17 protein-coding genes are annotated in these 16,281 nt (G+C 68.2%); 7 read left to right on the top strand and 10 right to left on the bottom strand.

Annotated elements, in window-relative coordinates:
- Position 1: 1 nt before the first annotated feature.
- From AB0B64_RS21105 to AB0B64_RS21090, 4 genes are read right to left on the bottom strand one after another with little or no spacing between them, the layout of a single operon-like run.
- Positions 2 to 1,177, bottom strand: coding sequence for a cytochrome P450 (locus AB0B64_RS21105; RefSeq protein ID WP_358179187.1), 1,176 nt, complete (start codon positions 1,175 to 1,177; stop codon positions 2 to 4).
- Positions 1,174 to 2,664 carry a CYTH and CHAD domain-containing protein gene (locus AB0B64_RS21100; protein ID WP_358179185.1) on the bottom strand — a complete coding sequence of 497 codons (1,491 nt, stop codon included), beginning with the start codon at positions 2,662 to 2,664 and terminating at the stop codon, positions 1,174 to 1,176. Before AB0B64_RS21100 ends, AB0B64_RS21105 begins: the two co-directional genes overlap by 4 nt.
- Before the next feature lie 53 nt (positions 2,665 to 2,717).
- Entirely contained in the window at positions 2,718 to 3,053 is a 336-nt protein-coding gene (locus AB0B64_RS21095) for a glyoxalase (RefSeq protein ID WP_358179183.1), read from the bottom strand.
- Positions 3,050 to 3,820 carry a trans-aconitate 2-methyltransferase gene (locus AB0B64_RS21090; RefSeq protein ID WP_357943904.1) on the bottom strand — a complete coding sequence of 257 codons (771 nt, stop codon included), beginning with the start codon at positions 3,818 to 3,820 and terminating at the stop codon, positions 3,050 to 3,052. The genes AB0B64_RS21095 and AB0B64_RS21090 overlap by 4 nt, the downstream gene beginning before the upstream one ends.
- Before the next feature lie 108 nt (positions 3,821 to 3,928).
- Here AB0B64_RS21090 and AB0B64_RS21085 point away from each other — a divergent pair, with 108 nt between their 5' ends.
- The gene (locus AB0B64_RS21085; RefSeq protein ID WP_357653720.1) at positions 3,929 to 4,429 is read left to right on the top strand and encodes a MarR family transcriptional regulator; all 501 of its coding nucleotides are present in this window, start codon (positions 3,929 to 3,931) and stop codon (positions 4,427 to 4,429) included.
- A 24-nt stretch (positions 4,430 to 4,453) separates the two neighbouring features.
- Here the strand turns inward: AB0B64_RS21085 and AB0B64_RS21080 are convergent, their stop codons facing one another.
- Positions 4,454 to 6,253: an ABC-F family ATP-binding cassette domain-containing protein gene (locus tag AB0B64_RS21080; protein ID WP_358179181.1), complete on the bottom strand. Its 1,800-nt coding sequence runs from the start codon at positions 6,251 to 6,253 to the stop codon at positions 4,454 to 4,456.
- Positions 6,254 to 6,497: 244 nt separating this feature from the next.
- Between AB0B64_RS21080 and AB0B64_RS21075 the strand changes: the two genes are divergently transcribed.
- The gene (locus AB0B64_RS21075) at positions 6,498 to 7,061 is read left to right on the top strand and encodes an RNA polymerase sigma factor (RefSeq protein WP_358179179.1); all 564 of its coding nucleotides are present in this window, start codon (positions 6,498 to 6,500) and stop codon (positions 7,059 to 7,061) included.
- Positions 7,061 to 8,068, top strand: a complete 1,008-nt coding sequence (locus tag AB0B64_RS21070; protein WP_358179177.1) for a CU044_5270 family protein — start codon at positions 7,061 to 7,063, stop codon at positions 8,066 to 8,068. Before AB0B64_RS21075 ends, AB0B64_RS21070 begins: the two co-directional genes overlap by 1 nt.
- Positions 8,069 to 8,351: 283 nt before the next feature.
- Here AB0B64_RS21070 and AB0B64_RS21065 read toward each other — a convergent pair whose 3' ends face one another.
- Positions 8,352 to 9,254: a 4-(cytidine 5'-diphospho)-2-C-methyl-D-erythritol kinase gene (locus AB0B64_RS21065; protein WP_357943894.1), complete on the bottom strand. Its 903-nt coding sequence runs from the start codon at positions 9,252 to 9,254 to the stop codon at positions 8,352 to 8,354.
- Between the two features lie 795 nt (positions 9,255 to 10,049).
- On the opposite strand from AB0B64_RS21065, the gene AB0B64_RS21060 reads away from it, so the two are divergent.
- Both AB0B64_RS21060 and AB0B64_RS21055 read left to right on the top strand, forming a co-directional pair.
- A complete protein-coding gene (locus AB0B64_RS21060; protein WP_358179175.1) occupies positions 10,050 to 10,508 on the top strand; it encodes a hypothetical protein in 459 nt (152 codons plus the stop codon).
- Positions 10,509 to 10,714: 206 nt separating this feature from the next.
- A complete protein-coding gene (locus tag AB0B64_RS21055; protein ID WP_357943888.1) occupies positions 10,715 to 11,074 on the top strand; it encodes a hypothetical protein in 360 nt (119 codons plus the stop codon).
- Between the two features lie 85 nt (positions 11,075 to 11,159).
- On the opposite strand, the gene AB0B64_RS21050 is transcribed toward AB0B64_RS21055, so the two are convergent.
- Positions 11,160 to 11,477 (bottom strand): hypothetical protein, encoded by a 318-nt coding sequence (locus tag AB0B64_RS21050; protein WP_357943887.1) that lies wholly within the window; start codon positions 11,475 to 11,477, stop codon positions 11,160 to 11,162.
- A 2-nt stretch (positions 11,478 to 11,479) separates the two neighbouring features.
- Positions 11,480 to 11,674: a hypothetical protein gene (locus AB0B64_RS21045; RefSeq protein WP_357943885.1), complete on the bottom strand. Its 195-nt coding sequence runs from the start codon at positions 11,672 to 11,674 to the stop codon at positions 11,480 to 11,482.
- 448 nt (positions 11,675 to 12,122) lie between these two features.
- On the opposite strand from AB0B64_RS21045, the gene AB0B64_RS21040 reads away from it, so the two are divergent.
- Positions 12,123 to 12,857, top strand: a complete 735-nt coding sequence (locus tag AB0B64_RS21040; protein ID WP_358179443.1) for an arginase family protein — start codon at positions 12,123 to 12,125, stop codon at positions 12,855 to 12,857.
- Positions 12,858 to 12,972: 115 nt separating this feature from the next.
- Here the strand turns inward: AB0B64_RS21040 and AB0B64_RS21035 are convergent, their stop codons facing one another.
- Positions 12,973 to 14,205, bottom strand: coding sequence for an NlpC/P60 family protein (locus AB0B64_RS21035; protein WP_358179174.1), 1,233 nt, complete (start codon positions 14,203 to 14,205; stop codon positions 12,973 to 12,975).
- A gap of 312 nt (positions 14,206 to 14,517) precedes the next feature.
- On the opposite strand from AB0B64_RS21035, the gene AB0B64_RS21030 reads away from it, so the two are divergent.
- Complete coding sequence (locus AB0B64_RS21030) at positions 14,518 to 15,057, top strand: GNAT family N-acetyltransferase (protein WP_357943881.1); 540 nt, start codon at positions 14,518 to 14,520, stop codon at positions 15,055 to 15,057.
- A 23-nt stretch (positions 15,058 to 15,080) separates the two neighbouring features.
- On the opposite strand, the gene AB0B64_RS21025 is transcribed toward AB0B64_RS21030, so the two are convergent.
- Positions 15,081 to 16,202, bottom strand: coding sequence for an IS630 family transposase (locus tag AB0B64_RS21025; RefSeq protein WP_358179172.1), 1,122 nt, complete (start codon positions 16,200 to 16,202; stop codon positions 15,081 to 15,083).
- Between the last annotated feature and the right edge of the window lie 79 nt (positions 16,203 to 16,281).

Below are 16,281 nucleotides of genomic sequence, written 5' to 3'. Positions count from 1 at the left end.
GTCACCAGGTGACTGGCAGTTCGGCAACGCCTTCCGTGATCCGGCCCTCGTTGCGGCGGAGCTGATCGAGCGGCACGGCCACGCGCAGGTCGGGGAAGCGCTGGTAGAGCCGGCTGAACACCCCTTCGAGCTCGACCCTGGCCAGGCTGGCGCCGATGCAGTAGCGCGGGCCGTACCCGAAGCTCAGGTGCGGGTCCAGGGACTTCCGGCCGACGTCGAAGGTGTCGGGGTCGGAGTAGATCCGCTCGTCCCTGTTGGCGGCGCCGGGCATGATCAGCACGGCCTCGCCCCGGCGGATCGTTACCTCGCCGATCTCGATGTCGCCGTGGGCGTAGCGGGGCAGACCGTGCAGGCTGGGCGAGGCCATGCGCAGGATCTCCTCGACGGCGGCCGGCGCCCGTCCGGGATCGGCCTTGAGCAGCGCGCGCTGGTCGGGGTTGGCCTCCAGGAACAGTACGCCGTAGTCGATGCGGTTCACCGTGGTCTCGTGCCCGGCGAACAGCAGCCCGCCGGCCAGCTGCGCCACACTGCCGTCGTCGTCCAGCACCCCGGCCAGATCAGACAAGACGTCCTCGCCGGGCTCGTGCCGCTTGCGCTCGATGAGCCCGGCCATGTACGCGCCCAGCTCCTCGCGCGCCGCCATGCCCTTGGCCTCGTCCGCGACGTCGCCCATCCGGCCGGAGACGCCGCTGAAGTAGTCCCGGTCCTCGAAGGGGACGCCGAGCAGCTGGCAGATGACCAGCACGGGCAGCGGGAAGGACAGCTCGGCGTGCAGGTCGGCGGGCGGCGTCAGAGTGGCCAGGTGGTCCAGCCGCTCGTCCACCAAGGTGCCCACGTGGTCGCTGAGGGCCTTCATCCGGCGGGCGGAGAAGGAGGGCATGAGCAGCCGGCGCATCCGCTCGTTGTTGGCCTTCTCGGTCGCGCTCTCGCCCAGGGGCCCGCCGAGCAGCGCGGAGCCGGAGACGCGGGCGGCCTTCTCCGGCTCGGGGTGCGAACGCCCGAGCCGGGGGTCGGCGAACAGCTTGCGGGCGTCCTCATAGCCGCTGACCAACCAGATCTCGTCGCCCACCCGGGTGCGTACCCTGGTGATGCCCTTCTCGGCCCGCAGCTCCCGATAGGCCGCGGGGACCTCCAGGGCGTCCTGTCGTTCGAAAGGTATGACTGGTAAGTCACTCATAGTAGTTTCCTAATGGCTCGCGCCGTCTCGGCCCAGACCTTGGGGAAGTCCGCGTGTGCTCGCTCCGCCGTGCCCCGTTCGAGGCCGATGAGCAGGCCATAGGTGAAGGTGTCCTCACCCGCCTGCCGCGCGGCCTCCGCCTCCTTGGCCAGCGTCTCCTGCGCCACCACACCGTCCTGATGGGTGCCGAGCACCTCCTGTACGGCCGCGGCGTGCTTGGCCAGCTTGACCATGCTCTTGCCGAGCGTGGGCTGGAGGGCCTCGGCGGTGTAGCGGGCGCGTTTGGCCGCCTTGCGGACATCGTGCATGGCGAGCTCGCGGCGTTCGAGGTCCGAGATCGCCTGGGCGGTGTCATAGATCTTGGCCACCCGGTCCCAGTTCTCGGCGGCCACGTCGCTGAGCTTGTCGTGCGCCGGCTCCGCCGCGGCCTTGGTCAGCTTCGGGACGGCCGTCAACGCGTCGAGGGCGTCGAGCAGCGCGTAGTAGCGCTCGCCACTGAGCGTGTCCTTGATGCGCTCGTACGCCTCCAGCTCGCGGGCGTGCAGGTCGTCGCCGAGCCTGGCCAGGATGCGGCCGGTGACCAGCTCGGGGGCCAGCGCCGCCAGCTCGCGGGCGAACCTGGCCCTGATCACCTCCAGGTCACGCGCCTCGCCGAGGACCGTGGCCAGCCAGCGGAGCTCGTCCTGGACCCGCTTCGTGCCGGTGATGATGCCGCCGAACGCCCTGAGCGCGCTCCGCAGCCGCCGGGAGGCGACGCGCATCTGATGGACGGCGTCATGTTCCGCTCGCCGTACGCGGGGATCTTGTGAGAGGAGGGCCGTCACCTGGCCCGCCAGGTAGTCCATGACGGTCTGGCCGGCCGAGCCGTCCTTCGTGGGGGCATGGGCGACAGGTGGCGGTTCGAGGAGCCTGGCGAGCTTGCTGGCCGACTCCGACGGGGTGGCGCCGGCCTTCCTGAGCCGTTTGCCGACCTTGGCGAGCAGGGCTTGGTCGCCTTCCAGCAGCTCCGCCTCGACCTCACGCCACCGTACGACCCGCGGCCCGCCTGCTGATTCTTCGGCATCGAAGACCGTGCCCTTGACGCGGTCGTCGGCGATCTCGACGAGCCCGGTCGGGCCGTCGTGCAGCAGCGTCACGGTCCGGCGGGTGTCGAGCTCGGCCACCACCTGGAGCTCCGCGCCGCGGGTGTAGGCGCGGACGAGCTCGGCCAGCTCGGCGGGCACTACCTTCGTGCTCCGGGTGAGCGGGTGGGTGATCTCCTGGCGTACGCCCTTGGCCTTGGGCAGCTTCAGATGCCAGCCGGCGTCGTCACCGCCGCGTCTTCGCCGGAGCGTGATGCCCCGGGTGGCCAGCCGCAGGTCGGGCGTGTCGTAGTAGAGCGCCACGAGCTGGTAACTCTTCGGGCCCGCGATCTCTGCCAGCTTGCTCAGGTCGGGTATCGCGTAGTCGGAGGGAACGTCGAACTTGTCCTCGATTTCGATGCCCACAGCACCTCACAGCCTTGGCCGATTTGGACAATCATGCCACCGCTGGACGAACTTCACACGCCTTGGAGGAGCTCGATTCGATTCCCCACCGGGTCCATGAGGTAGATCCGGCGGTAGCCGGGGAGCAGGTCGTCGGGTCGTTCCGTGCTGAAGGCGCCGAGGTCGTCCACCAGGAACGCCGGGTGCGCCTTCCTGGCGGGCCGAAAGTCGTCCTCGATGCCGAGATGCACCTCAACCCCGCGGCCACGAAACCAGACCCCGCCGCGTTTGTCCAGTTCAGGCGGTTTTGGCACCTCCTGGAGCCCGAGGACTCCGCCGTAGAACTCCCTCAGCAGCGGCTCGCTCCCCGCGGGCGCGGCGAGCTGGACGTGATGCAGGCCAGTGATCATTTCTGCGCCACCACGAAGACGCGTCGGAACGGGAACGGCGTACCGTACGGCCTGGCCGGATAGACCTCGTCGAGCCGCTGCCCCAGCTCGGCGGTGAACTTCTTCTGCTCGTCGGGGTCCAGCCGGTCGAAGACCGGGCGCAGGGCGGTGCCGGAGATCCAGTTCAGTACCGCGTTGTCGCCGTTGTCGCTCTGGAGGAGGTGGACGTATGTCGTCTCCCAGGCGTCGACCCGGCAGCCGCTCAGGAAGTCGACGTAGTCGATGGGGTCGTCCACCGGGCGGCCCCGGTTGAGGTCGCCGAGCCGATCGGACCACTCGGGCGCGGCGCAGAGCTCGCGGATCGCCACGTGGCTGGGGGCGTCGAAGTTGCCGGGCACCTGGAAGGCCAGCCAGCCACCGGGGTTGAGCGCGTCGACCCAGTGCTCCAGGACGTCGCGGTGCGTGGGCACCCATTGCAGGACGGCGTTGGAGACCAGCACGTCCACCGGCCGATCGGGCCGCCACGTCGTGACATCCGAGACCCAGAACCGCTGCTGCTGGTGCTGGCGCGCCTTGGTGATCATGGCTGGGGAGGCGTCGAAGCCCTCCACGGTAGCCTGGGGCCAGCGGCGGGCGAGTTCGAGGGTGAGTTCGCCGGTGCCGCAGCCGGCGTCCACGACATAATCAGGATTGTCGGCGCCGATTCTGGCGGTCAGCTCGAAGAACGGGCGTGATCGCTCGTCGGTGTACCTGGCGTATATGGTGGGATCCCAGATATCTCTCGACATAGAGATAATTGATATCGAGATATGTATCTCGATGTCAAGACAGTACACTCTGACCATGACGCAGGATGCGCTCCCCCCGACCTGGCGATCTCATGGCGAGGCGGTGTCATGAACGAGGAGCCGCAGGACGAGGTCGACCGGCTGGTGGCGGCCTGGCGGACAGAGCGTCCGGACCTCGACGTCGAGCCCCTTCAGGTGCTGTCGCGGGTGTCCCGCCTGGCTAAACATCTCGACCGGGCCAGGCGGGCGGCGTTCGCCGAGCACGCTCTGGAGCCCTGGGAGTTCGACGTGCTGACAGCGCTGCGGCGCGCGGGCAAGCCGTACGAGCTGAGTCCCGGAGCCCTGATCCGGGCCACCCTGGTCACGTCGGGCACGATGACCAACCGCATCGACCGGCTCGCCCAGGCGGGCCTGGTGCGGCGCCGGCCGGATCCGGAGGATCGGCGAGGGGTGCTGGTGTCGCTGACGGAGAGCGGACTGGCGCGGGTGGACGCGGCGTTCGCCGGGCTGTTGCGGCGCGAGCACGACCTCCTCGCCGGCCTGCCCCTGACCGACCAACGCACCCTCTCCGCCCTGCTCCGCACCCTCCTCGCCCCGTTCGACTCCTGACGCCGCATTGCGGTTCAGGCTGCTTCAGTCGCCCAGGCGGTCGGCGAGTTCGAGCCACTCGGCCTCGACCGTGTCCTTCTGGTCGAGGATGTCCCTGAGCTGGGTGTCCAGGGAGCCCAGTTTGGCGTAGTCGCTGGCCGCGTCCGCCATTGCCGCGTGGAGCTTGGCTTCCTGGTCGCCCAGCCGGTCGAGCTGGCGTTCGAGGCGGTTGAGCTCCTTGCGCAGCTCGCGTTCTTCCTTTGCCGACATGCCCTCCTGAGGGGCCGCGGGCTGGATCGGTGCGGGAGCCGACGACTGGGGTGAGGTCGTCCGGGCCGTCAGGGCGGTGCCTTGGGCCCGGCGGGACAGGTATTCGTCCACGCCCCCCGGAAGGAAGGAGAGCTTGCCGTTGCCCAACAGCGCCACACATTTGTCCGTGACGCGTTCGAGGAAGTAGCGGTCGTGGCTCACCAGGATGAGGGTGCCCGGCCAGCCGTCGAGGAGGTCTTCGAGCTCGTTCAGCGTCTCGATGTCGAGATCGTTGGTCGGCTCGTCGAGCAGCAGCACATTGGGGTCGTCCATGAGGAGCCTGAGCAGCTGCAGCCGCCGCCGCTCGCCACCCGACAGGTCGCCGACGACCTTCCACTGCGCCTCGCCCTTGAAGCCCAGGCGTTCGAGCAGCTGGGAGGCGGACCACTCCTTCTTGCCGACCTGGATGTACTTGCGGACCTCCTCGACCGTCTCCAGCACCCGGCGGGTGGGGTCGAGCTCGGCCAGCTCCTGCGACAGGTGCGCCAGGCGTACCGTCTTGCCCCTGATCATCCGCCCCGAGTCCTGCTGGACCGAGTCGGCGAGCAGCCGGAGCACGGACGACTTGCCGGAGCCGTTGACGCCGATCAGCCCGACCCGGTCGCCCGGCCCGAACTGCCAGGTGCAGTCGTCGAGCACCAGCGGCCCGCTGCCGGGGCCACCGGCGTGCAGGGTGACGTCTTCGAGGTCGTAGACGGTCTTGCCGAGCCGCACCGCCGCGAACCTCAGCAGCTCCACGCTCTCCCGCGCCGGCGGCTCGTCGGCGATCAGCGCCTGCGCGGCCTCCACCCTGAACTTCGGCTTCGACGTGCGGGCGGGCGGGCCGCGCCGCAGCCAGGCGATCTCCTTGCGCATCAGGTTCTGGCGGCGTTCCTCGGCGGCCTGGGCGATGCGCGCCCGCTCCGCCTTCGCGAGCACGTAAGCGGCGTAACCGCCCTCATATCGCTCGACCCTCCCGTCCACGACCTCCCAGGTCCTGGTGGAGACCGCGTCGAGGAACCACCGGTCGTGCGTCACGACCACCAGCGCGCTCTTGCGACCGGCCAGATGACCGGCCAGCCAGGCGATGGCCTCGATGTCGAGATGGTTCGTGGGCTCGTCGAGCATGATCAGGTCGTGCTCATCGATGAGCAGCTGGGCCAGCGCGGTGCGCCGCCGCTCGCCACCGGACAGATCCCCCGCCTTGGCGTCGAGATCGAGATCGCCGATGAGGTTGCCGAGAATCTCGCGGACGCCCTGATCCCCCGCCCACTCGTGCTCAGCCTTCTCACCCAGCACGATCTCCCGGATGGGCATCGCCGGATCGAGCGCGTCATGCTGCGACAGCACGCCCACCCGCAGCCCCCGGGTATGGGTGACCCGGCCGCTGTCCGGGCGTACGTCCGCCGCGATCACCGACAGGAGCGTGGTCTTGCCGCCGCCGTTACGTCCGACGACACCTATGCGCTCGCCGACCTCGACCCCGAGGGAGACGTCGTTGAGCAGCGGTTTGGGCCCGTAGGCATGGGAAACAGACTCGAGATTTACCAGATTCATGGCCCTACCAGGGTATCGGCCTCAAAGGCGCTGTGGTGACGACACCAGACCGACCCCACCCATCGCAGGCCCGGCGCAACGCCCGCAACCAGCCGTTCCTGTGCGCCCGGGACCGGCCGCACTGATAGCGCGGGCCGCCTGCGGGCGGCGAGGTCACATTCTCCGCCGCGTCACGGCTCTTGGGAACTCGGTGACGCCCTTCGGGAGACAGCACGGTGAACTACCTACTCACGGAGGAGAGGCGTTGAGTGCTGAGACTGTCGATATCGACGACGGAGAACTGATCCGTCGTTCGGCGCACGACCCAGAGCAGTTCGCCGCGCTTTTCGACCGCTACGCCAAGCAGATCCACCTGTACGCGGCGCGGCGGCTCGGCACGCAGGCCGCCGACGACATCATGGCCGAGACGTTCCTGGCCGCCTTCCGCAGGCGCGGGACGTACGACACGTCGTTCACGCTGGCCAGGCCCTGGCTGTACGGCATCGCCACCACGTTGATCGCCAGGCATCGGCGGCAGGAGGAGCGACTGCTGCGGGCGCTGAGTCGTACCGGGGTGGACCCTCTGCCTGAGGAGTTGGCCGACACCGTGACGCGCCGGGTCACGGCGCAGGGCAGGGATCGTGAGCTGGCGGGGGCGCTGGCGTCCCTGCCACGTGGGCATCGGGACGTGCTGCTGCTGGTGGCATGGGAGGACATGTCGTACGAGGAGGTGGCGCGGGCGCTGGACATCTCGGTGGGGACCGTACGGTCACGGCTGCACCGGGCGCGGAAGAAGGCCAGGAACGTGCTCGGGGGCGAGGAGCTGTGATGAACGCGATCAAGGAGTTTCGCCGGAACACCCCGGCGATGACCGCCGAAGCCGCGGATGCGGCCAGGGCACGGCTGATGACGGCGATCCACGAGCCGGGGGCCGCACAGCTGGTGACGGCGATTCACAAGCGGGAAGCCGTACGACCGGTGTCGGCGATCCACGAGCCGGGAGCCGCACGGAAGCCGACCGCGACCCGCGCGAGAAGGCTCGGCTGGCGGCTCGCTGTGGCCGCGGCGCTGGCCCTGGTCGTCGGCGGGACCGTCGTGGCGCTCAGGGACCAGCCGGACATGGCGCCCGTGGCCGGTGTGGCCGAGCTGGGCGAGCGCGCCGCCCGTGCGGCCGAGAACGACCCCACGCCCGCCCCGGACCCCGGCCAGTGGCTCTACACCAAGGAACTGCAGCTGGCCGGCGTCGAAGGGGACGTCGACCGAGACCAGCGCGACACCTGGGAACGGTGGACCAGCGTGGACGGCAAGCGGTCGGCCTGGTACCAGGGCGGCAAGTTGATGTTCCAGGGCAGCGCAGTCATGAACCCGGCCGAGCTGGCCAAGCCCCCTGTCACTCCGGCCGGAGTGATTACCAAGATCAAGGCGGCCATCCTCGACGAGGACCGCCGGGGGCCGCAGGAGCTGAACGGCCACGTCCCACCCGAGATGCTTTTCATGGAGATCAATCAGCTCATGACCGAGCAGTGGCTCGCCCCCGATGTACGGGCCGCGCTCTTCCGCGCGCTGCCCACGATCAAGGGCATGACGGTGACCCAGGATGTGCCCGTCGCCGACGGACGGCGAGGCGTGGCGTTCAGCCTCACCGACGCCGAGGCGCGCAGCTATCTGATCCTGGACCCGGAGACTTTCCGCTACCTGGGCACCAACTCGACGCGGCTGAAGGACCGGACCTACAAGTGGGCCGACGGCAGCAAGGAGACCTTCAAGGCGGGCACGGTGGGCCTGACCGCCCAGCTCGAAGCCAAGATCGTGAACCAGCCCGGCCAACGCTCCTGATCACCTCGGAAGCAGGCTGACGGCAGCGAGACCCAGGGCGGCGGTCCATCCGACCGCCCTGGGTCGCGGCACAGGCATCCGCCTCTCACCCCTGGCTCCCGACCTGAGAAAGTCATTACCAACAGCCCCGGACCAGCCCCGGACCAGCCCGGACCAGCTCGGACCAGCAGCCGGCTAGGGGCGGGCCTGCATCCGCCGCACCTAGGGGCTGGAGGAGGAGGTTCTGGGTGACCTGGCCGTCGAGATCGAGCTGTCCAACGAACCGCCCGGCCGAACGATGACGTCAGACCACCACGGCGCCTGGGACAGGGCCGTGAGCGGGGATCGCGGTGCGGGTGATGCCGGACGTGGTGAGGGCGGCGGCCAGGCGGTCGGCGTGGGCGGCGTCGGTCGCGAGGAAGGCGCAGGTCGGACCGGAGCCGGAGACGATCGCGCCGAGCGCGCCGTACTGGCGACCGGCTTCGAGGGTGTCGGCCAGCTGAGGGCGGAGCGTCAGGGCAGCGGGCTGGAGGTCGTTGGTGAGGTACGCGCCCAGCTTGCGGGCGTCCCCGGCGCCGAGCGCCTCCAGCAGAGGGTCGCTCAGCTGCGGCCAGGGGGTCTCCGCACCGGTCGCGGCACGAAGCCGGTCGCACTCGGCATAGACGGCGGCCGTCGACAGTCCGCCCTCCGCCACCGCGAACACCCAGTGAAACCGGCCGCCGGTCGGCAACTCGCTGAGCTGCTCACCCCGCCCGATCCCCACCGCCGTGCCTCCGAGCAGCGAGAAGGGTACGTCACTTCCCAGGTCGCCGGCGATCTCCATGAGGTCGTCGAACGGCAGGCCAAGCCCCCACAACTCGTTGCACGCCACCAGAGCCCCCGCCGCGTCCGCGCTTCCCCCGGCCATGCCACCGGCCACGGGGATCGCCTTGTGGATCACCAACGCCGCGCCATAGGTGCGGCCCGCGTGCTTGGCCAGGGCTCTCGCGGCCTGAATCGCCAGGTTCTCGTTATCGATCGGGACCCGGTCCGCCCAGTTGCCCCCCACCGTGACAGTGATCGACTCGGACTCGTTGGCGACCACTTCGTCGAAGATCGATACGGCGTGGAAGACGTTGACCAGGTCGTGATAGCCGTCTTCCCGAAGCGGTCCGACGGATAGCTGCACGTTGACCTTCGCGGGCACCCGTACGGTAACCGAGCTCATCGATCTTCTGTCACTTTCGTCGTTTGCCGAGGTTGAGGACTCTTCTCGAGCTTGTCGAGGACACTCGAGCCTATAGGGGCTCGCTTCCCGCTCACATGATTCTCGGCAGAAGTGGTGACGCCTGTACGGGACCGATGCAACACCCGTACCCGAGGGGGCGATTCTCCGGCGCTGCGGTCGGCGATCCTGGTAGACCATCGCCATGGCGCGTGGAGACGTCGCCGATGAGGGATGGACTTTGATCGACGAGGTACGCGGCGATGGACCTCACCACGATGCTGCCTGCTGTCGGGCCGGTCAGGTCATCGACGGGCACGGCGAGCGTCTGGGCCACGCGGTCGGCGTAGCTGGACGCCACGCAGGCAGCGCAGGCAGCGTAGCCGGATGCCACGCGGGCAGCGTAACCGGACGCCAGGCAGGCGGCGTAGCTGGCGCAGGCGGCGGCGCTCTGCTCGGATCGACGTGACATAGGCAGCTCTCCTCTGGCATGGAACAGGACGACGATGCCGCCGCCGAGACCGGCTGGTAATGGGTGCGGCTCCAGCAGACGCGCGGCGGCCGAAATGTTCACTCGTGGGGCGGACGCCCGCGACCACGGTGCCAGTCGCCGGCGTTGCCATTGCGCTGGGGGCTCCTCCGGCCCGCTTGGCGGAATGTCGCGCCAGTGCCGCAGACGAGAGGAGCTACGCGATCATGCGGGCTGCAGCCACCATGCAAGCGGCATCTGATCAACTATCGACATCGGAACGGACAAGGCCGGCTGCCAGGCTCCGCCTCTCAGCGTGAGGAAGAACGATGCCATCGATCGTCTTCGGGACACTCGCCGTGATCGCAGTGATCGTGGCCATGGTGTTGTTCCTCGTGTTGCGGCGAAAGCCACACACCCGGGTCGGGGCGTACGTCAGCGCGATGTTCCTCCTCCTGGGCGCGGGGCTGCTCGCCATGGGCTCCATCTCGTTCGCGAGCATGGAATCCGCCGCGCTGCGAACCTTCACGCCGGAGGAGCGCGCGGTCGCGGTGCCGTGCAACGCGGCGGTCCTGAGGATTGAGGAGACGTCCAACAAGTTCAACGGACGTTACATCTGGCTGCTGCGGCTTCGCGTAACCCCTCAGGGCAGCAGCCCGTACGAGATCGAGCGCACAGCCCGGCTCACCTCGTCCATGGGGGAACACCTGGAGCGGGGGAACGTCGTGCTGTCGTGCCTGCTTGACCCCACCGACCACACCCGGATCGAGATCTCGGCCCTGGCCTGAGCTGTCCATGCGGGCTTACAGCCGCAGCCGACTCAGTACCCAGCATCTGGCGCGATGTCCTGCCACTCTGACGAGAGCATGTCGAGAAGCGCGTGGCAAGATCGGGATAACGTGGCGCCCTCTGGAGGAGGTCGACAATGTTCGATGCGCCCAGACATCACCTTCAACCATCGCGCTGGCAGAACGTTCTTTGAGAAGGAGGACGCGTGACAGTGGCACAAGTACTGGTGGTCGGCCTCGATCCCGCCAAGATCCAGGGCTGGGATCCGGAGCCAGTTCAGGCGGCGATGGCACGCGGTCAGGCCCGTTTCGACGATCATGGTATCGAGGCCGACTGGTGCCTGTTGGCACTTGACGAGAACCCCGAAGGAGCGATCGTGGAGGCCCTGACCCGCAAAGACTACGTCTGCGTGGTGATCGGGGGCGGCATCCGCAAGCACGAGCCGTTGCTCGAACTCTTCGAGAAGGCGGTCAACCTGGTCCGGCAGCACGCGCCCAACGCGGCCATCGCCTTCAACAGCAGCCCCGAGGACTGCGCCGACGCAGCTCTGAGGTGGCTGCGCTAGCGGCAAGCCAACCTCGCCGACGGCCGTGCTCCGCGTCCTGCCCGACTCGGGCGCCCGCCGCCACACCGTCGACGTGGCCCAATGATCAGCGTGGGCGGCTGAGGGCAGCCTCGGCCAGATCCGTCCATTTCTCGACCGAGGAGTGGGGCACGACCACCCAGTCCTTCATCACCCTGCCCTGCTCCGAGGGGTCGAACAGGAACGCCCCGGCCAGCTGGAGCGCGGCTGCGTGTTCGGGGGTGTCCCTGACCAGCCGGAACACCATCGCGCCGTCGCGCTGCAGGCTCGCGAACACCTTCCCCGCCTGATCTTTGAGCGCGGGACTCCCCATCATCCTGGAGATCCGTACACCTAGGTCGGCAAGCTCGGCGCCGACCTGCTTGAAATCCTCTTCCGCGCTCATCGTCAGTCGGTCCCGAACTCCATGGCGTCGTGGTCGAGCAGCTCATCGTGGTCGAGCAGCTCATCGTGGTCGGGGCTCTTCCCGCCCGACGTGATCGCCTCGGCCCCGCCTTCCAGCAACTCGGCGATCAGGCTAGTCGTCCCGGCGGCACCGATCAAGGCCGGATGCGGGGTGCCGACCGTGCCGAATCCCGCCACCGGTCCTCGACTATGCGATAGATCACCATCAGCGCCGACTAAGACGATGTGAAGATCAGAGGGTCGGGCGACCCAGGGCATCGCAGCCTTGGGCTCCCACGGAACCGTGCGTAACAGTCGCCCGTTACCGGGGTGAGCGCGTCGCGGGCGATCGCGGTCCCGAGTGTGTTCAGCGACCGAAAACCAGCCCCTCATGCGGCCTGGTAGATGACGTGTCACTACATCGTTGATTCGCTGCTCGGCGGGACACCACCCGGAAGGCACAGACCGCGTGAAGTATGGCGCCAAGTGACTCGACCTTGACGACGTTAGATTGGGGGAAATAAGGCCTTTTGGAGAGAAAGAGGGCGTTTTGTCGGAAGTGACGGTTGTTGAGGTGCCGCAGTGGCGGGGGTCGGGGTCTGCTACGGCGGAGCGGCTTCGGGAGGGGGCCCAGTTGGTGGCCAGGATGGTGCCTGCGAGGCGGCAACTGCGTGTGCAAGTCGATGATGATCTGGTTATCACGGCTTCTCGAGTGCGGGCGGTGATGTCGCAAGTGGGCGAGGGGCTCATGGTCACTGCTGGAGGTGATTGCGGGGTCGAGTTGGAGCCGGTGGCGGCGGCTCGGCGAACGTACGGGGATCGGCTGGTGGTCGTCTGGTTCGATGCTCATGGGGATCTCAATACGCCGTCCGGCTCACCGTCTGGGGCGTTTCACGGGATGGTGCTGCGGGCCCTCACCGGTGAAGGACCGGAGGGGCTGGTGCCAGAGGAACCGGTCCGTCCGTGGCAGATCGTGCTCGCCGGGGTGCGGGATCTCGATCCGGCCGAGGGTGCGTTCGTTGAGGCGAGTGGGGTGTGCCACCTGGGCATGCCGGACTCCGCGACGCTGGTCGATGCGATCGCTTCAGCTGGTTTCGATCGGGAGCGGGGCGGCTGTCCGAAGGAGCGTGGATTCGAGGAGAAGGTCGTCTACCTACATATCGATCTTGATGTACTGGATCCGGAGGTGTTCGCCAGCGTGGGGACGCCGGCGCCGGGCGGGATGCGACCTGATGGGTTGCTTGGACTGGTCAGCGCGGTGGCGGAGCGGTTCGAAGTGGCAGGGCTGGGGATCGTGGAGTATGAGCCGGGCAGGCCCGAGGATCAGGAGTTGCTCGCGCCTCTGGTCGAGAAGTTGGTCAAAGTCTGCGCTCGTGCTTGAGGAGCCGGGCCGCACCCGGCGAATCCGGGGGATGGGTGCGGCCCGAAAACAAGAACTGGTCCTCGTGCGGTGGTGAGGGCCAGGGGTGGCTCGGGGGTGCTCTCGGCTGTCGGGGTCAGCCTGGGCGTACGGCGCCTCGGTATAGGGGGCGATAGTAGGTGGAGGTCAGGAACGGGGTTCTTCTGACCACGTCGCCGGTTTTGGGGGCGTGGATCATTACGCCGCCCCCGAGGTTTAGGCCGACGTGTGTGGGGTCGCCGGTGCCGCCACCGAAGAAGACCAGGTCGCCCTTGCGTAGCTCGCCGAGTGTGACTCTGCGGCCCTGGCGGAACTGGGTGCCTGTGTAGTGACCGAGCCTTATGCCGGCTTTGGACCAGGCGTAGAGGGTCAGGCCGCTGCAGTCAAAGCCCTTGGTGTGGGCTCCCCTGCCTATGCCTGTGGTGGGGCCTGACGGGGTGCCGCCGCCCCACGAGAACGGGGTGCCCAACTGGTCGATGGCGGCTGCCGCCGCGATGTCGCCCTTGGTCCGGGGCTTAGTCCCAGGCTTGATTCCAGGCTTGGTGGGTCTTGGCTTGGGCGGTGTGTCTCGGGGGTCTCCGGGGTCTCCGGGGTCTCCGGGGTCTCCGGGGATTGTGGCCGGAGGGTTGAGGGCGGGGCAGGCTTTTGGGGGTAGGGGGATGAGGACATAGATGGGCTGCTGGTCCGCGCCACCGGGATTGTCTGCGCCATCAAAATGGTCCACGCCCTCAGGAGGCAGGGCCAAAAGTGTCTCTGGCGCGACGTCCTGGGAGAGCCTCGTATCGTGTCCGCTGTTCGCGGGGCTCGTATTGCGTCCGCCGTTTGCGTTGCGTCCGCCGTTAGCGAGGCTCGTATCGCGTCCGGCATTCACGGGGCTCGTATCGCGTGCGCCGTTCACGGGTTTGGTGGGTAGGGCGATCAGGTGGAAGCACTGATTGGTTGGTGGCTTGAGTGAGGTCGCGCTGGTGCTCGCGGCGACAGCCGTGTTGGGGAATGCGAGGAGCGCCGCGAGCGTGCCTCCTCCGACCGCGAGCCCGGTAAGAACAGGGCGGAGAGTCAGGGCGGGGCGAGGGTCCAGGGCAGAGCGGGTGTTCAGAGCGGGGCTGGTGCTCGCGGCGGGGCTAGTGGCCGAGCTGGAGCGGATGTTCAGGCCGGAGTGGGTGGCTGGGCTGGAGCGGATTCCCAGGTCGGGGTGAGGGGTCGGGGCGGGGCGGGTGGCCGGGCTGAAGCGAGTACCCAGGTCAGAGTGGAAGGTCAAGCCGAAGCGGCGGGGCAGGGCGGAGCGGGGGGCCAGGCCGAAGCGGCGGGTCGGGGCGGAGTGGGGGGTCATGTGGGCCTCCTGCGACGTGCGGAACGGAGGCCCCAGGATCTTGCGATCGGGCTTGGGGGCGGGGAGCCGAGCGGGGTTCTGTGGATAACCGGAGTTGTGGAGGCGACCCTCTGTGGATAACCGGGGTGGCCGGGGATGGCTTTTGTGGCTTCCAGGCCCCGAAGTCCGATCGCCTAATGCTCTGACCGCATAGGTTCGCCGGGTCGATGGTCGCTTCGTTCACCCTGAGAGCGGATCTGTGTTTCTGGGTGGCGGTGTCACGCAGAAGAAAAGTGATTGCCTCGGGCACAGAGCTCATGTTGGCTGGGCAGCATGGCTGAACTGCGCACCGATCGCCTCATCTTGCGCCGATGGCGTGACTCCGACCTTGAACCATGGGCGGCGATGAATGCCGATCCCGAGGTCCGGGAGCACTTGGGTGACCTGCTTACCCGCGAACAAAGCGATGCCTCCGTGTCGCGATTTCAGGCCGAGTTCGACCAGCGAGGCTACGGGTGGTGGGCGGTTGAGGAGGAGGCCACGGGCGAGTTCATCGGCTTCGCAGGCTTGGATGAAGTGGACGACCACATGCCGTTCACAGGAGTGGAGATCGGCTGGCGGCTCGCCCGCTCGGCCTGGGGCCAGGGCTACGCTACCGAAGCTGCGCTGACAGTCCTGGCCCACGGCTTCGACGCTCTTGAGCTTCCTGAGATCCTCGCTGTCACAACGGCCACCAACCTTCGTTCCCAGGCGGTGATGCGCCGGATCGGCATGACCCGGAACCCGGCCGACGACTTCGACGACCCCACCGAGCCCGAAGGGCCACTGCGTCCGAACGTGCTGTACCGCATCGCCCGTAGTGCGAGGATCTGACGTTCTCCGCTGGGATCGTTTGATCAGGCTGCGGCGGCGACGGGGCGTCCGCCCCAGCGGATGCCTTTCTCGCTGCGGATGCGGGCGCGTTCCTTGCGTTGGGCGGCGAGTACGTCGGGGTGGCGGGCGTTGGTGTTGCGCCAGCGCAGATAGGCGTGCAGGGCCCGGGTCTGCGCGGGATGGCTGCGGTGGTTGGAGTTGGCCAGGGTGAACTGGCGCAGCGGATCGAAGTGGGGCTCGATCGGGTTGGCCCAGGAAGCGTAGGTCGGGGTGAAACACAGCTCGACCTTGTTCTTCTTCGCCCAGCGGCGGATGTACGCGCCGGTGTGGGCGGAGAGGTTGTCCAGGATGATGTAGATCGGGGCGCCGTCGGGTCGGGCAGCGCGGATCGACTTCAGCGCGGCCAGAGTGTTGGCGGTGCCTTGGCGGCGGTGGTTGACGCCCCAGAGGCGGTCGTCGCCGACGGAGTAGCAGCCGTGGAAGTAGGTGACGCCGTGGGTGCGGCGGTAGGTCGCCGGCAGGCGGTCGGGCTTGCCCTGCTTGGCCCAGCAGGAGCCCGCGGTGGGCCGGATCCCCAGCGGCCCGAACTCGTCGAAGGCGAAGACGCGGTCGGGGAAACGGTCCAGCACTTGCTCGATGCGGTCGAGCTTGGCGTCGCGATCCGGGTCGGGCGATTCCTTCCAGGTCTTGGTGCACTGGAAGGTGATACCGCGGCGCAACAGCAGGCAGCGTAACGTTTCCCGGCCGACGCGGATGATGCGTCCGTGTATCTTCCGCAGGTAAGCGGCGAGCTTGCGGATCGACCAGCGGGTGAAGGGCTGGCCGAGCTTGGTGGGGCGGGTGGCGGCCGTCCGGACGACGAAGTCCTCGTCGTCAGGGCTGAGCAGGCGGGGACGGCCTCCCGCCCACCGAGGGTCCAGACAGGCCAGACCGATCTTGTTGAACCGGTGGATCACATCCCGCACCGTGTCCTCGTCAGCCTGCACCAGCTGGGCGATCACCGGAACACGGTTCCCGCCGGCCGAGGCCAGCAGCATCATCGCACGCCGATAGCGCACCGAACTCGCGCTGCCCCGCCGCACAATCTGCTGCAGCTTCTGCCCCTCCTGGTCGGTCAGTCTGCGCACACGGACAGGCTCAGCCACCGCGCCTCCAGCGGTTGAATGGACGTCATCGCACATCCAACCGCCACCACGGCGAACCTATGCGGTCGGAGCACTAAGC

The sequence above is a fragment of the Nonomuraea sp. NPDC049129 genome, from assembly GCF_040648495.1.
Taxonomy (GTDB): Bacteria; Actinomycetota; Actinomycetes; order Streptosporangiales; family Streptosporangiaceae; genus Nonomuraea.
The sequence above is the reverse complement of the archived record's forward strand: the minus strand, read 5'-3'. Positions and strand labels throughout refer to the sequence as shown.

Coding starts and splice junctions, on each gene's coding strand:
- AB0B64_RS21040 (WP_358179443.1), top strand. CDS start 12,123: ATGGTGCCTGCGAGGCGGCAACTGCGTGTGCAAGTCGATGATGATCTG.
- AB0B64_RS21035 (WP_358179174.1), bottom strand. CDS start 14,205: ATGACCCCCCACTCCGCCCCGACCCGCCGCTTCGGCCTGGCCCCCCGC.
- AB0B64_RS21030 (WP_357943881.1), top strand. CDS start 14,518: ATGGCTGAACTGCGCACCGATCGCCTCATCTTGCGCCGATGGCGTGAC.
- AB0B64_RS21070 (WP_358179177.1), top strand. CDS start 7,061: ATGAACGCGATCAAGGAGTTTCGCCGGAACACCCCGGCGATGACCGCC.
- AB0B64_RS21085 (WP_357653720.1), top strand. CDS start 3,929: ATGAACGAGGAGCCGCAGGACGAGGTCGACCGGCTGGTGGCGGCCTGG.
- AB0B64_RS21090 (WP_357943904.1), bottom strand. CDS start 3,820: ATGTCGAGAGATATCTGGGATCCCACCATATACGCCAGGTACACCGAC.
- AB0B64_RS21105 (WP_358179187.1), bottom strand. CDS start 1,177: ATGAGTGACTTACCAGTCATACCTTTCGAACGACAGGACGCCCTGGAG.
- AB0B64_RS21080 (WP_358179181.1), bottom strand. CDS start 6,253: ATGAATCTGGTAAATCTCGAGTCTGTTTCCCATGCCTACGGGCCCAAA.
- AB0B64_RS21095 (WP_358179183.1), bottom strand. CDS start 3,053: ATGATCACTGGCCTGCATCACGTCCAGCTCGCCGCGCCCGCGGGGAGC.
- AB0B64_RS21050 (WP_357943887.1), bottom strand. CDS start 11,477: ATGAGCGCGGAAGAGGATTTCAAGCAGGTCGGCGCCGAGCTTGCCGAC.
- AB0B64_RS21065 (WP_357943894.1), bottom strand. CDS start 9,254: ATGAGCTCGGTTACCGTACGGGTGCCCGCGAAGGTCAACGTGCAGCTA.
- AB0B64_RS21060 (WP_358179175.1), top strand. CDS start 10,050: ATGCCATCGATCGTCTTCGGGACACTCGCCGTGATCGCAGTGATCGTG.